Origin of the sequence: Nocardioides sp. J54 (genome assembly GCF_000519005.1) — a bacterium.
In the GTDB taxonomy this organism is placed as follows: Bacteria; Actinomycetota; Actinomycetes; order Propionibacteriales; family Nocardioidaceae; genus Nocardioides.
Genome location: NZ_JAER01000037.1, coordinates 1 through 15,773 on the forward strand (window position 1 = coordinate 1; position 15,773 = coordinate 15,773).

17 protein-coding genes and 1 pseudogene are annotated in these 15,773 nt (G+C 67.1%); 5 read left to right on the top strand and 13 right to left on the bottom strand.

Going from position 1 to position 15,773, the window contains the following annotated elements:
- Positions 1-166: 166 nt before the first annotated feature.
- Positions 167-820, bottom strand: a complete 654-nt coding sequence (locus NOCJ54_RS0118445) for a hypothetical protein (protein WP_157514963.1) — start codon at positions 818-820, stop codon at positions 167-169.
- A 275-nt stretch (positions 821-1,095) separates the two neighbouring features.
- Here NOCJ54_RS0118445 and NOCJ54_RS0118450 point away from each other — a divergent pair, with 275 nt between their 5' ends.
- Positions 1,096-1,503 (top strand): four-helix bundle copper-binding protein, encoded by a 408-nt coding sequence (locus NOCJ54_RS0118450; protein ID WP_028656671.1) that lies wholly within the window; start codon positions 1,096-1,098, stop codon positions 1,501-1,503.
- Here NOCJ54_RS0118450 and NOCJ54_RS0118455 read toward each other — a convergent pair.
- Complete coding sequence (locus NOCJ54_RS0118455) at positions 1,496-1,798, bottom strand: hypothetical protein (RefSeq protein ID WP_028656672.1); 303 nt, start codon at positions 1,796-1,798, stop codon at positions 1,496-1,498. The two genes, NOCJ54_RS0118450 and NOCJ54_RS0118455, sit on opposite strands and share 8 nt — an antisense overlap.
- A gap of 52 nt (positions 1,799-1,850) precedes the next feature.
- Between NOCJ54_RS0118455 and NOCJ54_RS0118460 the strand changes: the two are divergent.
- Positions 1,851-2,042: pseudogene (locus NOCJ54_RS0118460) on the top strand (DUF255 domain-containing protein); the annotation flags it as partial.
- A gap of 92 nt (positions 2,043-2,134) precedes the next feature.
- Here the strand turns inward: NOCJ54_RS0118460 and NOCJ54_RS0118465 are convergent.
- The 5 genes from NOCJ54_RS0118465 to NOCJ54_RS0118485 are packed head-to-tail and all read right to left on the bottom strand — an operon-like array spanning position 2,135 to position 6,720.
- Positions 2,135-3,244: a hypothetical protein gene (locus NOCJ54_RS0118465; protein ID WP_157514964.1), complete on the bottom strand. Its 1,110-nt coding sequence runs from the start codon at positions 3,242-3,244 to the stop codon at positions 2,135-2,137.
- Positions 3,241-4,761 (bottom strand): AAA family ATPase, encoded by a 1,521-nt coding sequence (locus NOCJ54_RS0118470; RefSeq protein WP_028656675.1) that lies wholly within the window; start codon positions 4,759-4,761, stop codon positions 3,241-3,243. Before NOCJ54_RS0118470 ends, NOCJ54_RS0118465 begins: the two co-directional genes overlap by 4 nt.
- 32 nt (positions 4,762-4,793) lie before the next feature.
- The gene (locus tag NOCJ54_RS0118475; RefSeq protein WP_028656676.1) at positions 4,794-5,345 is read right to left on the bottom strand and encodes a hypothetical protein; all 552 of its coding nucleotides are present in this window, start codon (positions 5,343-5,345) and stop codon (positions 4,794-4,796) included.
- Entirely contained in the window at positions 5,342-5,566 is a 225-nt protein-coding gene (locus NOCJ54_RS0118480) for a hypothetical protein (RefSeq protein WP_028656677.1), read from the bottom strand. Before NOCJ54_RS0118480 ends, NOCJ54_RS0118475 begins: the two co-directional genes overlap by 4 nt.
- Before the next feature lie 2 nt (positions 5,567-5,568).
- Positions 5,569-6,720: a S1 RNA-binding domain-containing protein gene (locus NOCJ54_RS0118485; RefSeq protein ID WP_198020269.1), complete on the bottom strand. Its 1,152-nt coding sequence runs from the start codon at positions 6,718-6,720 to the stop codon at positions 5,569-5,571.
- Between the two features lie 411 nt (positions 6,721-7,131).
- Between NOCJ54_RS0118485 and NOCJ54_RS26860 the strand changes: the two genes are divergently transcribed.
- Positions 7,132-9,459 (top strand): hypothetical protein, encoded by a 2,328-nt coding sequence (locus NOCJ54_RS26860; RefSeq protein ID WP_051486059.1) that lies wholly within the window; start codon positions 7,132-7,134, stop codon positions 9,457-9,459.
- On the opposite strand, the gene NOCJ54_RS0118495 is transcribed toward NOCJ54_RS26860, so the two are convergent.
- From NOCJ54_RS0118495 to NOCJ54_RS28540, 6 genes are all read right to left on the bottom strand, one after another.
- Positions 9,432-10,115: a hypothetical protein gene (locus tag NOCJ54_RS0118495; protein WP_028656679.1), complete on the bottom strand. Its 684-nt coding sequence runs from the start codon at positions 10,113-10,115 to the stop codon at positions 9,432-9,434. The two genes, NOCJ54_RS26860 and NOCJ54_RS0118495, sit on opposite strands and share 28 nt — an antisense overlap.
- An 80-nt stretch (positions 10,116-10,195) precedes the next feature.
- Positions 10,196-10,492 (bottom strand): hypothetical protein, encoded by a 297-nt coding sequence (locus NOCJ54_RS0118500; RefSeq protein ID WP_028656680.1) that lies wholly within the window; start codon positions 10,490-10,492, stop codon positions 10,196-10,198.
- Positions 10,493-10,494: 2 nt separating this feature from the next.
- Positions 10,495-11,763, bottom strand: a complete 1,269-nt coding sequence (locus NOCJ54_RS26865; protein ID WP_051486061.1) for a replication initiator — start codon at positions 11,761-11,763, stop codon at positions 10,495-10,497.
- A 15-nt stretch (positions 11,764-11,778) separates the two neighbouring features.
- Positions 11,779-13,158, bottom strand: coding sequence for an FtsK/SpoIIIE domain-containing protein (locus NOCJ54_RS26870; protein ID WP_036518644.1), 1,380 nt, complete (start codon positions 13,156-13,158; stop codon positions 11,779-11,781).
- A 65-nt stretch (positions 13,159-13,223) separates the two neighbouring features.
- Entirely contained in the window at positions 13,224-13,580 is a 357-nt protein-coding gene (locus NOCJ54_RS0118515) for a hypothetical protein (RefSeq protein WP_028656681.1), read from the bottom strand.
- Between the two features lie 212 nt (positions 13,581-13,792).
- Positions 13,793-14,020 carry a hypothetical protein gene (locus tag NOCJ54_RS28540; protein ID WP_051486063.1) on the bottom strand — a complete coding sequence of 76 codons (228 nt, stop codon included), beginning with the start codon at positions 14,018-14,020 and terminating at the stop codon, positions 13,793-13,795.
- A gap of 136 nt (positions 14,021-14,156) precedes the next feature.
- Here NOCJ54_RS28540 and NOCJ54_RS26875 point away from each other — a divergent pair, with 136 nt between their 5' ends.
- Positions 14,157-14,996, top strand: a complete 840-nt coding sequence (locus NOCJ54_RS26875; protein ID WP_051486066.1) for a hypothetical protein — start codon at positions 14,157-14,159, stop codon at positions 14,994-14,996.
- Positions 14,989-15,735, top strand: a complete 747-nt coding sequence (locus tag NOCJ54_RS0118525; protein WP_028656682.1) for a creatininase family protein — start codon at positions 14,989-14,991, stop codon at positions 15,733-15,735. The genes NOCJ54_RS26875 and NOCJ54_RS0118525 overlap by 8 nt, the downstream gene beginning before the upstream one ends.
- The last annotated feature ends 38 nt before the right edge of the window (positions 15,736-15,773 follow it).

Consider the following 15,773-nt stretch of genomic DNA (forward strand, 5'->3'; position numbering starts at 1 on the left):
AGCTCGATCTCGCCGGCGTCGATCTTGGCGAACAGCTCGTCCATCGCACCCGACGCTGCGAACTCGGCCGCAGCTTTCGCGCCCGGCATGTCCGCACGGTCAGCCCGTCGAGCAGCGGCGGCCTTCTTGTAGTCCGGTCGCCCGGTTCCTTCGGTCACAGCAGTCATCATCGTTCCTTTGCTGAGACCGACCGCTTACACAGACCATCTGACACCCCCAACCTCAGGACAGCCTCGGCCACCAACCTCTCGAGCTGTTTCCAGCCCACCTCGTCGACGGCTGCGTCGAGCTGGCGGTCCACGAACTCGGCCGCCTCAGGGCACAGCGGGTGGGTGAGGTCGGCGATGCGCTGGGCCTTCCACGTGTCCACACGTCCGGCGACGACCGCCTGGTAGAGGCGGGGGAGGCGCCAGGCGCACTCGATGACCTGGCCGACGTAGGCACGTCCACCAGTGGGTGAGCGGCCGAGCACAGCGATGAGCTCCATCAACGCGAACTCACTAATCAGGGGCGCGCCCGGACCAGCGATCGGGACGCCGGTGTCGACAACACCGTCCAGCAACGTCGCCGCGCCTTCCTCGGTCTCGACGACGTTCTGGTCGGCCCAGGCGACGATGGCGATCCACTCCCGAACCTGGGAGGACTTGCGGGCCACGACCTCGGACCGGATATCGCCGAGGAGCTCGGGCACGGACCGGCCGTCGTACTGGCCGATCGATGCGTTGGTTCCGAGCTCCATGACTGGATTCTTCCAGAGACCACCGACACTTTGATTCGCCGGAAACCCGCCTGTGGACTGGCGATTCTCCCATTTCTCCATCCACAGCCCGCCTCCAAGGCCCGGTGGTTTCGAGGCTCCTCGCTGGCGCTCGACGCACCTCAACCACCGGGAGTTGCGCTGCCTACGGGACCGCAGGCCGACCGCCGGACCCGACCACCCACCCAGCCCTCTCGTCGCTGCCCTTCGGACCTGTACCGGCTACGCGCCGCAGCCCCGCCGGGACCAGCCGCGCTCCGTCCACGCGGCCACGGTCGGACCGGGTCGTATGGCCCGGGCGGGGGAGGGCACCGCGGGATCGAGGACGGAGGCCCCTGATGACCCAGACCATCACGGCGATGATCGAGACGCACCCGACCGAGATCCGCTACGACAAGCAACTGCTCGAGGACTGCCTCGCGGCGTGCGTCGAGTGCGCGCAGGCGTGCTCGTCGTGCGCGGAGGCGTGCCTGAGCGAGCGCGACGTGGACCCGTTGCGCAAGTGCGTACGGGCGAACCTCGACTGCGTCGACGTGTGCACGACCACGGCACGGGTGCTGACCCGGCACACCGGGTACGTCGCCCCGCTGACGCGGCTCGTGCTCGAGGCCTGCCTGGAGGCGTGCCGTGCGTGCGCCGACGAGTGCAGCGCGCACGCGGACATGCACAAGCACTGCGAGGTCTGTGCCGGCGCGTGCCGGCGGTGCGCCGAGGCGTGCGAGAAGCTGCTCGCCTCGTTCACCTGAGGTCTCCCCGCGGTTCCGGAACCTCGGCGCTCCACCGCGCCTCGCGCTCCGCGTCGTCCTGATCCCACCACGGCGTGCCCCGCTCGCCGAGCGCCACCTTCGCGGCCTGCACCCCGTCGCGGGAGGTCCGTTCCTCGTCGGTGCCCTTCGTGCGTCGTACCTCCCGCCGCCAGGCCATGAGGATCCGGGTCAGCTCTGCGCGCCGCTCCTCGGGGATGGCCGGGTCGGTGGCGCGCCAGCGGCGGCCGTCGATGACGAGGTAGCGCCCGTCCGGCGTCCGCTCCGGCTCTCCCACCCCGACAGCGTAGGCACGGCCACCCACTGCGGTCGGGTGGCAGGCTGGAGGCATGGCGAACCGCCTCGCGTCCGCGACGAGCCCCTACCTGCTCCAGCACAAGGACAACCCCGTCGACTGGTGGGAGTGGGGCCCGGACGCGTTCGCCGAGGCGCGGCGGCGCGAGGTGCCGGTCCTGCTGTCGGTCGGGTACGCCGCCTGCCACTGGTGCCACGTGGCCGGGCTTGCGCTCAGGTCGGGGCCGGCGGGGCCGGTTCACGCTTGATCTGAGGCCAAACCAGGTCGTTCTGATCCGGTCGATGACGTCATTGGACGCCTCGTCCGCACGAGTTCGTATCAAGAGTTCGTATCACTTGGAACCGCGCCAGCGAACCCGTGCTTCTTGGACTTGTGCACCCAGTGGGCGCCTCTGGCCCGTGCGCGGGATTCCTCGTCGGCTCTCGCGGTCAGGCTTGGGCCGGATGGGACGAACGAGTAGCTGAAATTCTTGGTCAGTTGCCCCTGTCGGAACTGCAACTGATCGAGCCCCTGCTGAGGCATGATCGCGTGGCCGCTAGAGAAGCGCAGATGGCGATCGTGATGGAGTCCGTCCCAGAGGTAGAGGTGAAGTCGGCCTGGTCGGTCCCACCTGTCCAGCCCTCGGATGGCATTGGCGATGTCGTCAACGGAGTATGGCCGCGCAGTCGGGTCACGATGGGTGTCAGCGACCTTCTGCCCCGTCCAGGCGAAGAGGTTGACAGTCGATCGGGACGGAAGGTCCCGGTCCAACGAGTTGAGGAACCACTGCAGGTATCGGACATCGGTCCGACGTCGACGGTCCGTCCGAATGAGTCCAGAGAACAGGTATCGATCGAAGATGTTGACTTCGGTCGAGACGCGCCCCAGGGACGAAAAGTAGGTAGACCAAAGGACAGATTCAGAAGTGTCCTTCGGAATCACGGTCTCGCGTCGGAGGCGCTTGACGCCCTGGACTGACGAGCACTGGTCGGCCGCTGTGGCTAGTGCTAGTTCAGGGCCTGCGCCTCCGCCTCCGTCCACGTATCCGCTCGTCTCGTACAAGCTTGCGACCTGTGTCGGGCTGAGACCTGGGATTCTGTCGCCGCGACCATCAACGACGACGAGATCTGCCATTGCCCGAAGCCTGTTCAGATCCCCTTGCTGACAAAGGTCGTGAGTGGACTGTTCGCTCGCAGGCGTGGCCGTCAGGATGCCCTGCCCGCCATCGGCCAAAGATCGCAAGAGCGGCCGCCAGAAGTCGTATCCAAGGGACACCGCCTGTTGCTCAAGGACGGTCTTCAGTTCAGCGGCGTCATGCTCTCCCAACAGTGACAGGAGGCCGTAGTCCCGTACGGTCGCCGCGAGCCGTTGGCTCTGAAGACGCTGATCGAGGGCGTTGCCGGGGCCGTGATTCAGCGAATGGGAGTCGAGCGCGATGCGGGTGATCACCCCCATCCTCCGAGCACGTCGTCCAGGCTGTCGTCGAAGAACCCGGTTGGCCACGGATCGAGCAGCTCACCATGCTCGCCAAGGCGAAGGCGACGAACGCTCACGCCAACCTCCGACGTGTTGTCGATGTACAGGACGGCGACCTCGTCCGGGAGCAGCTTTCCGCTCCGCACGAGACGACGCACGCGGAGAAGCAGGCTCTCCGAGTGGGTTTCCACGATCACCTGATTCCCGCGCCGCAAGACCGAGAAGGCAAATAGGTTCGCCAACTTCGCCTGAAGACGCGGGTGGAGGTGAAGCTCAGGCTCTTCGATCGAGATCACGCGCTGGGTCGCATGCGCGCATGCGTCGATCACGGGCAGCAGCTGGCTGACCCCGTACCCGACCTCGGACAGTGGAACGGGCGCTCCAGAGCGTCGGTCGGCCAAGATCCAGTCGGATACACGGACGCCGCCCTGGTCGGACGTGAAGGTTGGCTCGAACGAGTGGGGGATCTCCAGCTGTTCCAGGAGTTGGTTGAGGACCTCGTGTCCCTCGAACCCTGCGACGCCCCAACGTGGCGCGCCGGCGATTCCCCAGTGATCGGGGCCGGCAATCTTGTCGAGGTCAACCGGGGAGTACCTCTCCGCAGGGTTGCCCCGATGGGGGCCGAAGTGGGTGAGCTGACCGGCCAGTCGAAACAGAGTTCGCTGGAGGTGGACGTCGGCATCCCCGAACAGCAGGTGGTCGACGTCCCGCTTCATTGGCTCCGAGCGCTTACCGCCGGACCACTCACTTACCTCCCACCGGGGTCCGATGTTGCCGAAGTCGCCACGATCAATCGGGTCAGCGTCCTCGAAGTTCAGGAAGAACTCCTTGCGGACCTGGTCTGGGTCGCCTGCCAGGCCGATGGTCGACGAATGCCATGGACCGATGTCGGAGCTCTGGAATCCAAGCTCGGCCCGGCCGAGGTCGCCAGAGCTCGGGAGGCGGAAGTCGACACCGAGCACGAGCGTCCTCGTCTGGGAGAACGGGGTGTCTTCTGGCTGCGGCTCCCAGGTGACCACGCTGTCAGGACGAACGTCTGGAAACGCTCGACGCCAGAGGTTCAGGGCGTCGGACTTGCCGGTGTCGACCGCATGCATGAACAGTTGCAGGGCCTTGAGCGCGGTCGACTTTCCGGCGGAGTTTGGCCCGTACACCAAGGTGAGTGGCGCGAGCGGGATCTCGTGACGGCCTGCCAGCGATTTCAGATTCTCCACGTGGAGTCGCTCGATGAGTGGCCGCGGGCGAGGGCGCTGCTTCCGCTCTTGCGGCTGGGTGCTGCCCTCCGCAGGACGCGAGTCGTCGGCATGTCGATCGAGGAAGGTCTGGAGCTGTTCCTCGCTGCGCTTCTGCTCTTCGCGCCAGCGTTCGCCGGCCTCGCGCATGCGACGTACGGTCTCATCCTGCCGGGCCTTCATCGCCTCGCGGTCGAGACCGACCCACTCGGGCGAGATCGGGCGCTCGTCCCCGGAGGTGCGGGTCGAGTCGGACATGGAGTGCTCCTTTGGGTTTGTGCGAATGCTATTCAGCCGATCGATCGGCTGCGGTGGAATCCGAGCCAACGCCCGACGGCCTGGGTCAAGCGGCCGAGACGCGATGGTTCCTGCCAGGCGACGCTCTTGACGTAGGGCGGGCCGAAGCCAGGACCCGGGTCTGCGACCACGACGAGAAGGGTGCGACTGCCGATGTCCCGGGTCAGCTCGTTGGCGAAGTTCTTGGGGCGGCGCCGCCGCTTGGACGGGTACGCGATCACGGCCTCGACGTGTTCGGCAATGATGTTGTGCCGAGCCATGTCGGCCTGCGCCTCCGGCGAAAGAGTCACCCGATCTCGATCCGCCTCGGCTTGCAGGAGCGCGGAATGAAGGTCGTCTCTGCCGATGACGGCGACGAGGTGGCGCATGCGGGAGCGCTGCTCCTCAAGCAGGTGAGTGACTTGGGCGGCCGCGTGGCTCCGGCCCTGGAGTGAACGGCGCCGCATTGCAACGACGTTCCGGACGGTCAGCAGAATGAGAACCGCCCAAACGGTGCCGACCGCCAGAGTGAGGGAGAGCGAGACGAGGTCGGGCGCGCTGCTCATCGGCCCGCCTCGTTCGCCGGGGCGGACAGCGCGGCGTACCAAGCCTTCTGGCTTCCCTCGGTGAAGGTCCATGCCGCGGGCCGGAAGAGACGGTCAACTGTCTCGTGCACAGCCGCTGGCGGGGCGGACGGCACGACCTTGAGAATGGCGCGGCTGACGGCAGGAGCCACGCTGTTGGTCATGACGTCGGCGAGAAGCGACTGAAGCAGCAACGTGAGCACGATCAGGCCTCGCTCACCAGGGCAAAGTTGAGCTGGCCCTTCTCGTTCTTGCCGGTCACCTTGACGTAGACCGACTGACCGACGTTGACCACGAGCGAGGCGTCCTCGACACGACGTTCGCCATTGAGACCGTGCATCTCCGAAACGTGGAGGAGGCCCGACTCGCCAGAGGGCAGCAGGATGAAGGCCCCGAACGGCTTGACGCCTGTGACCTCACCCCAGCACGGCTCGTACCCGCGTGCAGGCGCAGGCGGGAGCGCGGCCTGGATCTTGGCGATCTCGACCATGTCGGTCGCCTCGATCAGGGCGAGCTCGACGCGGTGCCGAACCTGGGCGAGCATCTCGTCGATCACCTTCGACGGATGCGTGCGCCCCCGGCGGGTACGGGTCGCGACCATGAGTTCCTGCTCCAGGTCTGCCGAGCAGGCGCTCCACAGGATCTCGTCAGCGCGAGCCTCGGGAGAAGCGATCACACCGGACGGTGCGCCGCGGAGGATTCCGATCAGGTCGTTGCGTGCGCGGGTCAGCGACTTCGCAAGCGTCCCCTTCGCGATCGTCAGCGCCTTCTCCAGTGCACGGATCTGCGCCGGATCCGCCGACTCCACAAGAGGCTGGAGCAGTGTGGTGACGAGCTCCGGGACGTACGCGAACGGAGTCGCGCCGACCGAGGCAACGGGCGTAGCCACGACCGAGGTGATGGTGGCGACCGCGGGAGCGCGATGCACGGTGAGCTGGGACATGGTGGTTCCTTCCTCAAGGACGATGTTTGTGTCTTCGGGTGTCCACGGTGTGACGTCCGAGATGGCCTCGTTTGGCGAGGCGATGTGCGCAGGCATTCGCTGCGCGGTCATGTGTTCAAGCACTTCGTCAATGAGGGGGTGGAACGTGGTGCTACCTGAGCTGGCAGCCTTGCTCTGGCTGCCGTTGCCGCGTCGAACCGACTGGCCGATGGTCTGTCCGGCCCGGCCCTTGCTGTAGTACTTGCCGTCGAAGTTGCCGGTCGACTTCAGGGCAGCGATCTGCCTGGCCGTCGCCGGCTCAGACCACATCCGCGAGTTGGACGATCGGGTTGCGGATGAACCTGCGGACGTGCGCGAGGAACCTCGGGACGAGGCGGTGCTACGACCACCCGCCGACCGGGATCCCTTCGCCATGGTTACCTCCTTGGGTTGTCGGCCGACGGCATGCTGACCGAAACTTGCAAAGTCGAGAAACATAACACCCCTGTCAAGTCCTGCTGCACGGGGATAGCGGGCGGCGCGGTTCGTGATGACCGATCGCTGGGCTGAGAGGGCACGCGCGCGACGAGTCCGGGGTCAAGTCCGGCGACCTCGGTCATGCCGGCGGGAGGCCAGCGGAGCGATCACGTCCTCTATCGACCGCCTTGGCTTCGATGCCGCCCGGAGATCTCGGTCAGCTTTGGCTGCCACACCGTCTCCGATTCTGTCGGCGCAGCATGCTTCCATGCAGCCGTGGCATCAAGATCGAAGCGCCGGGCGGGTCGATTGAAGCGTCAGAGGGCGGCGGCGCGCCGGGAGGAAGCGCTCGATCGGCACGCCGCTCAAGTGCTCAAGAGCATCGACAAGTCGGAGCGCTGGCTCGAGATGCTCCTCAACTCGGGCGCACCTGGTGCCGACGCCGAGACGGCGATGGTGCACATCGCGAACGAGTTGGTGACGGCGCTCCAACAATATGAACTCTTTGAGCTGTGCGAGCTCCTCCGCGTCGCGCTTCTGCCTTGGTCCATCGATGGAGAAGCGCGTCCTGGAACGGAGCGCGGGCCGGCCTTGGTCGAACTGCTGATGCTGCTCGCACTCTCAGGGTCGGGTCCCTCGCCGGCACACGAGGCAGGCGATCCGAATGCGCTCGTCGAGCGGTGGCAGGAGTTGGCCGATCACCTGCTCACCGTTGCACAGATCGACGTAATGGCGCGTGCTCACCTTGCGAGTGACCACGAGGCCTTCACCAAGGTCCAGTTGGCGAGCACCTTCCGCGAGGTGTGGGTACGCAACAGCTCGTATCCCGACATGGTGGCGAAGACCTGCCACGAACTCTTCGCGGCGGAGGCCGTCGCGGAGGCCATGAAGAAGGCGGTCGGCTTCACGGCCATCGAGGCAATGCAGGTCCTGGACGCGTTACATGACATCCAGATGACCGCTTGGAACTCGCGCCTCGAGCGGACCTTCGGCGCTCTCGACACGCTGATGGCCAGCGGCGCCGCGCCCGGGGAGATTGGCCACGACGACCCCAGGGTGATCGAGTTCACGAAGAGCTGGGAGGCCGCGTGGAACGCGAAGGCCGCAGATGTCGCCGTCGCCCCCGCGGCGATTGCTGATCACGCAGGCTTGGCGCTCGAGTTGGTCGAACGGGTGATCGGCGCATTCTGTATCGACGTCTCCGGCCGATCAGCACTCGATCTCGTCCGGGGGTTCGCCACTGGTGACAACCCGTGGCGAACGAACCCGGTCTTGGTATCCGAGGACGGCGCCGCGATGCTTCTTCACGATGCGATGAACCTCCCAGCCGTTCGCGAGAACTCCGAACAGCTGTTGCGCACCACCGACGCATGGGAGATCTATCAGGCCCACCGAGCAAAGGTGCTTGAGGACCGTGTGAAGGAGGCGTTCGCGTGTCTCATGCCCGGCGCCGACATCTACGCGAGCTACGAATACTTCGTTCCAGCCGGCGAGCGTGAGGACGTCGGCGTTCCGGACGGCTACAGCAAGTTGGTCGAGGGCGATCTGTTGGTGGTGCTCGATGACGTTGCTGTCATCGTCGAGGCAAAGGCCATTGCGACGAATCCCCAGGCTCGCTCGGGCGACACCCGGAAGTTGCGCCGTGACCTTGTCGGCATAATCGGCAACGCGTCGAAGCAGGCTCGTCGTACGGCGGACCGGCTCCGTGCGGATGGTGGCCTTCGGCTGCGCGGTGGCGACTGGCTGGATCTGTCGAGTGTGCGCGAGATCCACCTCGTCGCGGTCAGCCTTGACGATCTGTCGGGAGTGGCAACCGCAACGGGAGACCTGATCGATGCTGGGATCCTTGAGGCTGAGGACATCCCCTGGACGGTGTCGCTCCACGACCTCCAGATCATCGCGGACCTTGTCGATACCCCAGCGGAGTTCCTTCTTTACCTGCGCCGTCGCCGAGACTCAGAGACTGCGCGCGTCTACGCGGCCCCCGACGAACTCGACCTGTTCCTCTACTTCTACGAACAAGGCCTCTATGTCCCGCCCGATCCGGCGAAGGTGCAGGAGGAACTTCCGTTCATGCGCGCGGAGACTGGATCTCGTAGACGGAGACGGAAGGTCGCGAGAGGACTCGTCACCAGTCGAACGGATCCGCTCGACAAGTGGCATTGGAGCCGGACCACGCCTGGCGCACCCCCGGCCCCCAAGCCGGACTTGCAGCATTCGCCGATGAAGGAAGTCGCCAAAGTACTCGCCGAGCGCCGCGATTTCGGGTGGCTCTCGATCGGCGCGACGCTCCTCGGGGAATCGACCAAGGCCCAGGCTGACATGCTGCGTCAGCCAAGGGACTTGCTGAGGAATCCGGATCCGCACGGCCGTGAGCGGAGCGCAACCGTTCCGGTCGGGACGACCAAGGAAGACGCCTGGCTGTTTCTGTGGATGACACGCCCGGCGGGAAGGACTCGCGAGGCCGCTCGCCGTCATGCGGTGAGTTACGTCCGAGCCAAGAAGTACCAGTTGGGGATCCGGCGTGCGGCCGTGCTCCTGTTCGCCGAGGACACAGGTGAGCTGGACGGCGTGTTCTACGAGGGTTCCCCCCTTGATCCGGACCCCGAGTTAGACGAGCAGATCAAGTTGCTGAGGCCACCGGACACTATGTCGCACCGCCTTCCTCCTCAGGCGAAGCGACGTCGAAGGCGCTGACCCCGTGGATGGTCTGCGCAGCGGACCGACCCTTGAAGTTCATCCCGCTGGCACGCCGCCGAGTAAGGTGATTCCGGCACAAGCGCCGATCGCGCATCAGCCAACGCCCGTCGCAGGATCTGGGTCTGCTCCCAGCGCAAGCGTTGCCTCCACGCGTCCGGCTCGAGTTCTGGATTCGGCAGAAGGACGTCCTGATCCCACTCCGATGCCAGGTTCTCAAGCACGGTGAAGAAGCACTGGAAGACGGCCACGACGTCGGCGAGGCGCTCCCGCCAGTGAGCTCCACCGATGTCGAACGTGGCGAGGTCGTCCAAGTCCTCCGGGACCCGCCGGCTGCCGAAGTGCACGACGTACTTGCTGGCGTCGTCGTGGTATTGGATCAGGTTCCGGGCCTCGGTGCAGTCGGGCTTGGTCCACTTCACGCCGAAGTCGGCAGGGCCGATGTCGCCTCTCGGGTTCTTGACCAGGAAGTCGGCCATGAGGCGCAGATGCACGTAGAACGTGTCGACCATGCAGCGAGCCGTCAGGAACTGGCCCTCGTCTACTGCGTGGTCGTAGCCAGCGGTGATCTCCGAGAGAATATGGAGGGAGTAAGCCACGTGGTGCGCGACCCTGACCTCCTTCGAGGCGTTCAGGGCGTCGAGCGAGTTCGGCATCCTCTGAGCGTGGCGTGCCCGTGTCGCGCCGACAAGATCCGACCGCCTGGGTAGCCCACGTCTCCCAGGCGTCGTCGAACTCATCGCGAGGAGTGACGTGGGCGCTTGGCTGGCGGGAGGAGGTCAACAAGTTCCGGGCGTGACATCGAGACAGCTTGGGTGGCAGCAGACGCGATTCGTTGGTCCTCCCAGTCCATGAGCTGGTCCAGGCGCCAGCGGTCGGGGTGGGTCATCACCGGCGGCGGGACGAGGTCACGGTCCTTGAGGTTCTGGTAGCCCTTCGTCTTGCCCCAGCCATAGCGCGCCATCACGTCGCGGGCGTCGAGGAAGACGTGGCGCGGATCGAGGCCCGGAGCGAGCTCGGTGATGGCGCTCATCGTCACAACCCGAGTCCGTCGTCGGGGCGGCAGGCGAGTTCCTCGCGGGCGGCGAGGCGGGAGATACGAGCCGCGACGTCGGCGGTCGTGGCCAGGAGTCGGTCGCCTTTGTTGCGGTGGCCGACCTGGACGAAGCGCCAACGAATGGCCGGAGCCGGTCTCTCGTCCTCGACCCGCTTGCCGTTCGCGACTCGCCACTGCGCACGGTGGGCCCGCAGGGCGCCCATCGTGGTCGAGTACGCACGCGTCTTCGTCGTGATGTGGCCGCGGTAGCCGAGCGTGTGCAGCCATCGCGTCATCTCCTCCGGACCAGGGGAGTCGGCGAGCTCTAGGACCGTCTCGAGAATCGCGCGGACGTGCGGCCGTACGTCGAGATTCGCGACCGCCCGAGGCGAGAGCCGGCGCGGGCTCAGTCCGAAGTCGGCGACCGACTTGGTGACGTACTTCGCCAGGTAGCTCGCGACCCGGCGGTCGTCGTCCTCGCCCGGGGTGATGCGAAGCGGCTGGACGTCCGTCTGCGAGCCGAAGCGCAGGGTCACCAGTTCGCCGCCGAAGCTCAGCACATCGAGGCGCAAGGAAGCGGCCGCCCGATGGATCAGTGCGGCCAGGTCGGCTGCCGAGAGCGCGGTCGTGTCGTCGAGCCGGATGACTGCGTGGAAGTGCGGGACTCCGCGGCGCTGCAGCTCGACGACCTTGACGTACGACAGCACGGCATCGGCCGCGCGCTGCTGGACGAGGCGCCGGAGCGCAACGGTGAAGCGGTGCCACAACTGGGGCGCATGCCAGGTGAAGAGGACGTGCCCGAAGTAGTCGTAGCACTCCGGGCAGAGCGGCTCACCGAGCCGGAGATCGCTGGCCTCGTGGATCAGCGTGCAGCGCAGCGAACGGCCGTGTTCGCACCGAGCGGCGGGCCCCGGCCGGCATGGATCGCCCGAGCGTGAAGTCGAGTGAACTGCCCCGAAGCCGGGCGCCGTCAGCGTCACGAACACCATCGGCCGCCCGTTGTCCTCGGAGTCGTCAGCGGCGATGCCCCGGTGCACGAGCTGCCAGGTGTCGCCGGAGTACAGCGCCGAGCAGGACGGGCAGACCGCTGCCCGACGGTTCTTGCAACGGGCGAGGATCGTCACCGGCCGACCGGAGGCATCCCGGCCGCGGAGCTCGACGGGGGAGGAGCAGAAACCCGCGTGCTCGACTCGCGACCACCAGTCGTCGTACCCGGGCGATGAGGCTCGCGCGACGATCTGGGAGACAACCTCGGGTGGCGGTTCCATGGCAGCCACATCCCTTCAAGCCGGCGGCCGGTAGTTGGACGCGATCTGCGCGATGTCGTCGTCGGTCACGTGGAAGGCGCGGACCCGGGTGACCTCGGCGCTGCCGTCTTCGGCGACGTATCCGACGCCGGGCAGTGAGTCCGGGATCAGCTCGCACAGTGCGCCGCGGTCGCGGGCGGCCTGACCCAGGACCATCGCGGCCTGGGTGGCTTCGGTCAGACGCAGCGCGATCCGCGTGGGGAAGAGCTGCCGCAGCGCGAGCACGTCCTTCGACGGGTCCTGCACGCAGGCGATCGCCGAGACGCCGACCGCGCGGCCCTGTGAGAGCAACAGCCCGAGCAGTTGCTCGACCTCGATCTTCACCTTGCGATCGGTGATGTACGCCGTGAGCGAGGCGATCTCGTCGATGACGACGACGATCAGCGGCTCGGCGACATCGGGCACGTGCTGGCGGGCAACGCCGCGAAGTCGCTCGGCGCGAGCCGACAGCACAGCAGCTGCATCGCGCAGCAGGGCGAGCGTCGCCTCGCCGGTGTCGTACGCGAACCGTGAGAACAGTGCATGCCCGGCGCCGAACTCCATGCCGCCCTTGGGGTCGACGACCCAGACCTGGACGAGCCCGTCGCGGATCGCTGGTCCGAGGCCCGCGAGGATCGACCAGACGACACCTCCCTTACCTGCGCCAGTGGCCCCGGCGACGAGCAGATGCCGGCCGATGAGTCGTACGAACCACGGAGATCCGCTCTCGCGCACTCCGATGCGGATCGCAGCGAGGTCCGGGCAGTCGTCGGGTGAGGCGACGGGCACGACCTGAGAGAGCGGGTCGGCGTGCTGAACCTCGATCTGGACCAACCCGGGCTGGGCGGTCCGCACGCGGACCAAGGAAGCTCCGAACGCATGAGCCAGTGCCTCGGACTGCCGCTGCCAGTCGGTGGTTGACTGCCCGGCCAGCATCCTGACGGTGAGTACGTCGACGGCGTCGCCGATCACGAGCCGCTGCAGAGCGGGGACGAGAACGCTGTCGTTCAGCTGCGACGTCAGGCCATGGAGAGCGCAGACCGAGGCCCACTGCTCGCGATACACGCTCCAAGCGCGCCAGCGGATCCGGATGCGCCGGCTTACCCAGCGGCGGAAGGTGCGCGGGAAAGCCAGCCGCCAGACAACGAGGAGCAAGAGGAAGGCGCCGAAGGCCCAGGCGCCAGTCGGCCAGTCCCAGCGGTACGCGGCAAAGCCGCAAGCCGCTAGCGGCACGCTGATCATCGGGAACAGCACCACCCACCGCAGCAGCATCCAGACCAACCGAGACAACCCGCTGAGCACCGCCCAGACGACCTGCTCGAACACGTCCGACGGCAGCGCGGTCTCGTAGCGCTGACGAGTCTCACTCCGCACCATCACCGATCACCCCTTCCGGGGAGCAGGAAGGCCCGGGATCGAGCAAGACCCCGGGCCACTCCCGCTCACGCCACCTTGCCCCCGGAGGACGACGAGGACGAAGACCTCCCCGGCAGCGGCGTACCGCACGCCCGGATCGAAGCGGCCCGGTAGGCCACACCCGACCGGTCGCCCTGCGACCAAGGGATGGCCACGAGTCCCTCGATGGCGACCATCTGGCCCACAGAGACCGACGGCTCGCCGGCCACAGTGACGGCCAGCACCTCGCCGCCGGTCGCGTCCAGCGCGGCGACCTGCACCTGCCACAGCGGGAGCCCGGTCTCGCGGTCGATCCGCGGCACGCCGGTGTCCCGATCGGTCCGCGCCTCGGCACCTCGCGTGCAGAAGAACTGCACGCCACTCACATCGATGTTCAGCTTCATCGCGTTCTCGCCTTCAGTGATGTCGCGGTCGGTGTTGACCGCTCCATCAGCACACCGAGAATCCGCGCCGACCATCAGTGAGCCGGAGTGACACGGGGTGATATCCGCCGCGCGCATCCGGGTCGCCAAGACGCGGGCCAGTTGGCCCCGACCCGGGATCCATGGATGATCGGAGGATGACTGTGCCTGACCGCGGTCTCCTCGGGTCAGTATTAGCGGTCGGGAACGACCCTGGCGCTGCCCTCCGTGCTGCGCGCAAGGAAGCAGGGCTCACGGTCGAGCAGCTGGCAGAACGCGTCGAGGCGGTACGCCGGCGGCGTGGCCACCGCGAGATCCAGCACGAGTCGGTACGGCGCCAGCTGATCGGCTTCGAGAGCGGTGACCACCAGCCGGGTGATCAATGGCGGCAGCTCATTGCCGCCGCCCTGCAGATCCCGCACGATCGCCTCTTCGGCCCGTCCGCGCCTCGCGCGTTGCCGAGCCCGATGCTCGCCTCGACGCACGTCACGGAGGCCACGGTTCAGATCCTCCTGGCAGCGCGCACTCCACGCCGAGAACGAGCACATCTTCGGCCCGATGCACGTCCAGCAGCAGGCGTACGCCGACCTCCAGATCGTCAACCAGCTCCTCGCTGTCACACCGGCCAAGCTTCGACACGAGATGCGCCGCGCGGCGGCCTCGGTTGCCGAACTGTTCGGCTGGATCGCCCAGGACAGTGGCGACACCAGGCTGGCGCTGACGCTCACCGACGAGGCGCTGAGCCACCTGAACGTCGTGAACCACGTCGACCCTGCCTTCAAGGCGATGCTGATGATGCGACGCTCGAACATCCTCACGACGAGCGATCCACGCACCGCGATGGAGTGCGCCGAGGTCGCCGCGCAGCTCGCGCAGCATCTCCCAACCGGCCGCCTGCACGCTGCCATCGGCCGCCAGCAGGCGCTCGCGGCGTTGGCCGCAGGGGAGGAGCGTACGTTCAACGAGCACGTCGCCTACGCACTCGACCTCGCTCAGGAGGACAGGGCGGCCGACGACCTCGCCGCCTACGCCACTCGCGGCGACGTCATCTCCGAGGTCACGCCCGGCCTGATCAGACTCAATCGAGCCGACGAAGCAGCAGACCAGCTGATCGAGCACCTGCCGCACTGGCCAGACGGCCAACAGCGCGACCACGGGATCGCCCAGCTCCGCCTCGTGCGGGCACTTGCCGTGACCGGCGACTACGGCGCCGCGCTCGAGTACGTCGAGGACGCCGTCGCCGCTTGGCGAGCAACTCCGTCCGCCAGGGCCCGGCACGAGCTCGAGCAGCTCGGGAGGCTTCTGCGGGACCGATCTCGTCGGCAGCCGGCACTACCGTTGAACCAACTCCGCGGCCGGATCAAGGACGCCCTACAAGGAGGCAGTACCGATGGCTGAGCGCCATGTCCTTCCCGCGACGGCGAGCACCGATGCCGCCGTCGTCGAGCCTCAAGTGGCGGTACTACCGGTGGGAGCTTTCGAGCAGCACGGCCCGCATCTGCCGCTCGCCACGGACACGCTGGTCGCTGTCGCGATCAGCAACGCGATCGCCGACGTCGTGCCCGTAAGACAGCTCCCACCCGTCACCATCGGCTGCTCCCACGAGCACGCCGCCTTCCCCGGGACGCTCAGCCTCAGCGCCACCACCCTGGCCGCGATCGTGACGGACGTAGCCGCCTCGCTGCGTGGACAGGGGATCGAGCACCTGGTCGTGGTCAACGGCCACGGCGGCAACTACGTCCTCTCCAACGTCGTGCAGCAGGCCAACGCAGAGCTCCGGGGCTCGATGGCGCTGTACCCCAATCGCGTCGACTGGGACGAAGCCCGGGCTGCCGCAGGCATGACGACCACGGCCCACGAGGACATGCACGCCGGCGAGCTTGAGGCGTCGATTCTGCTCGCGGCCTGGCCCGAATACGTCCGCGACGGCTGGCAGCAAGCCTGGTCCGACGACGACCACACGGCCGTCGACCGCCGCGAGCTGCTCACCGTCGGCATGGACGCCTACACCACCACCGGCATCATCGGCAGGCCATCGCTGGCAACCGAGGCCAAGGGCCGGCAGGCTCTCCAGACCTTGGGTAAGAACGCGGCGAAGGTGGTGGAGATTCTGACCAACGGATCACCCAGCCAGTAGGGCGACGCGGTCCGCTCCTCCGTCGCTCCCCGCGCCGC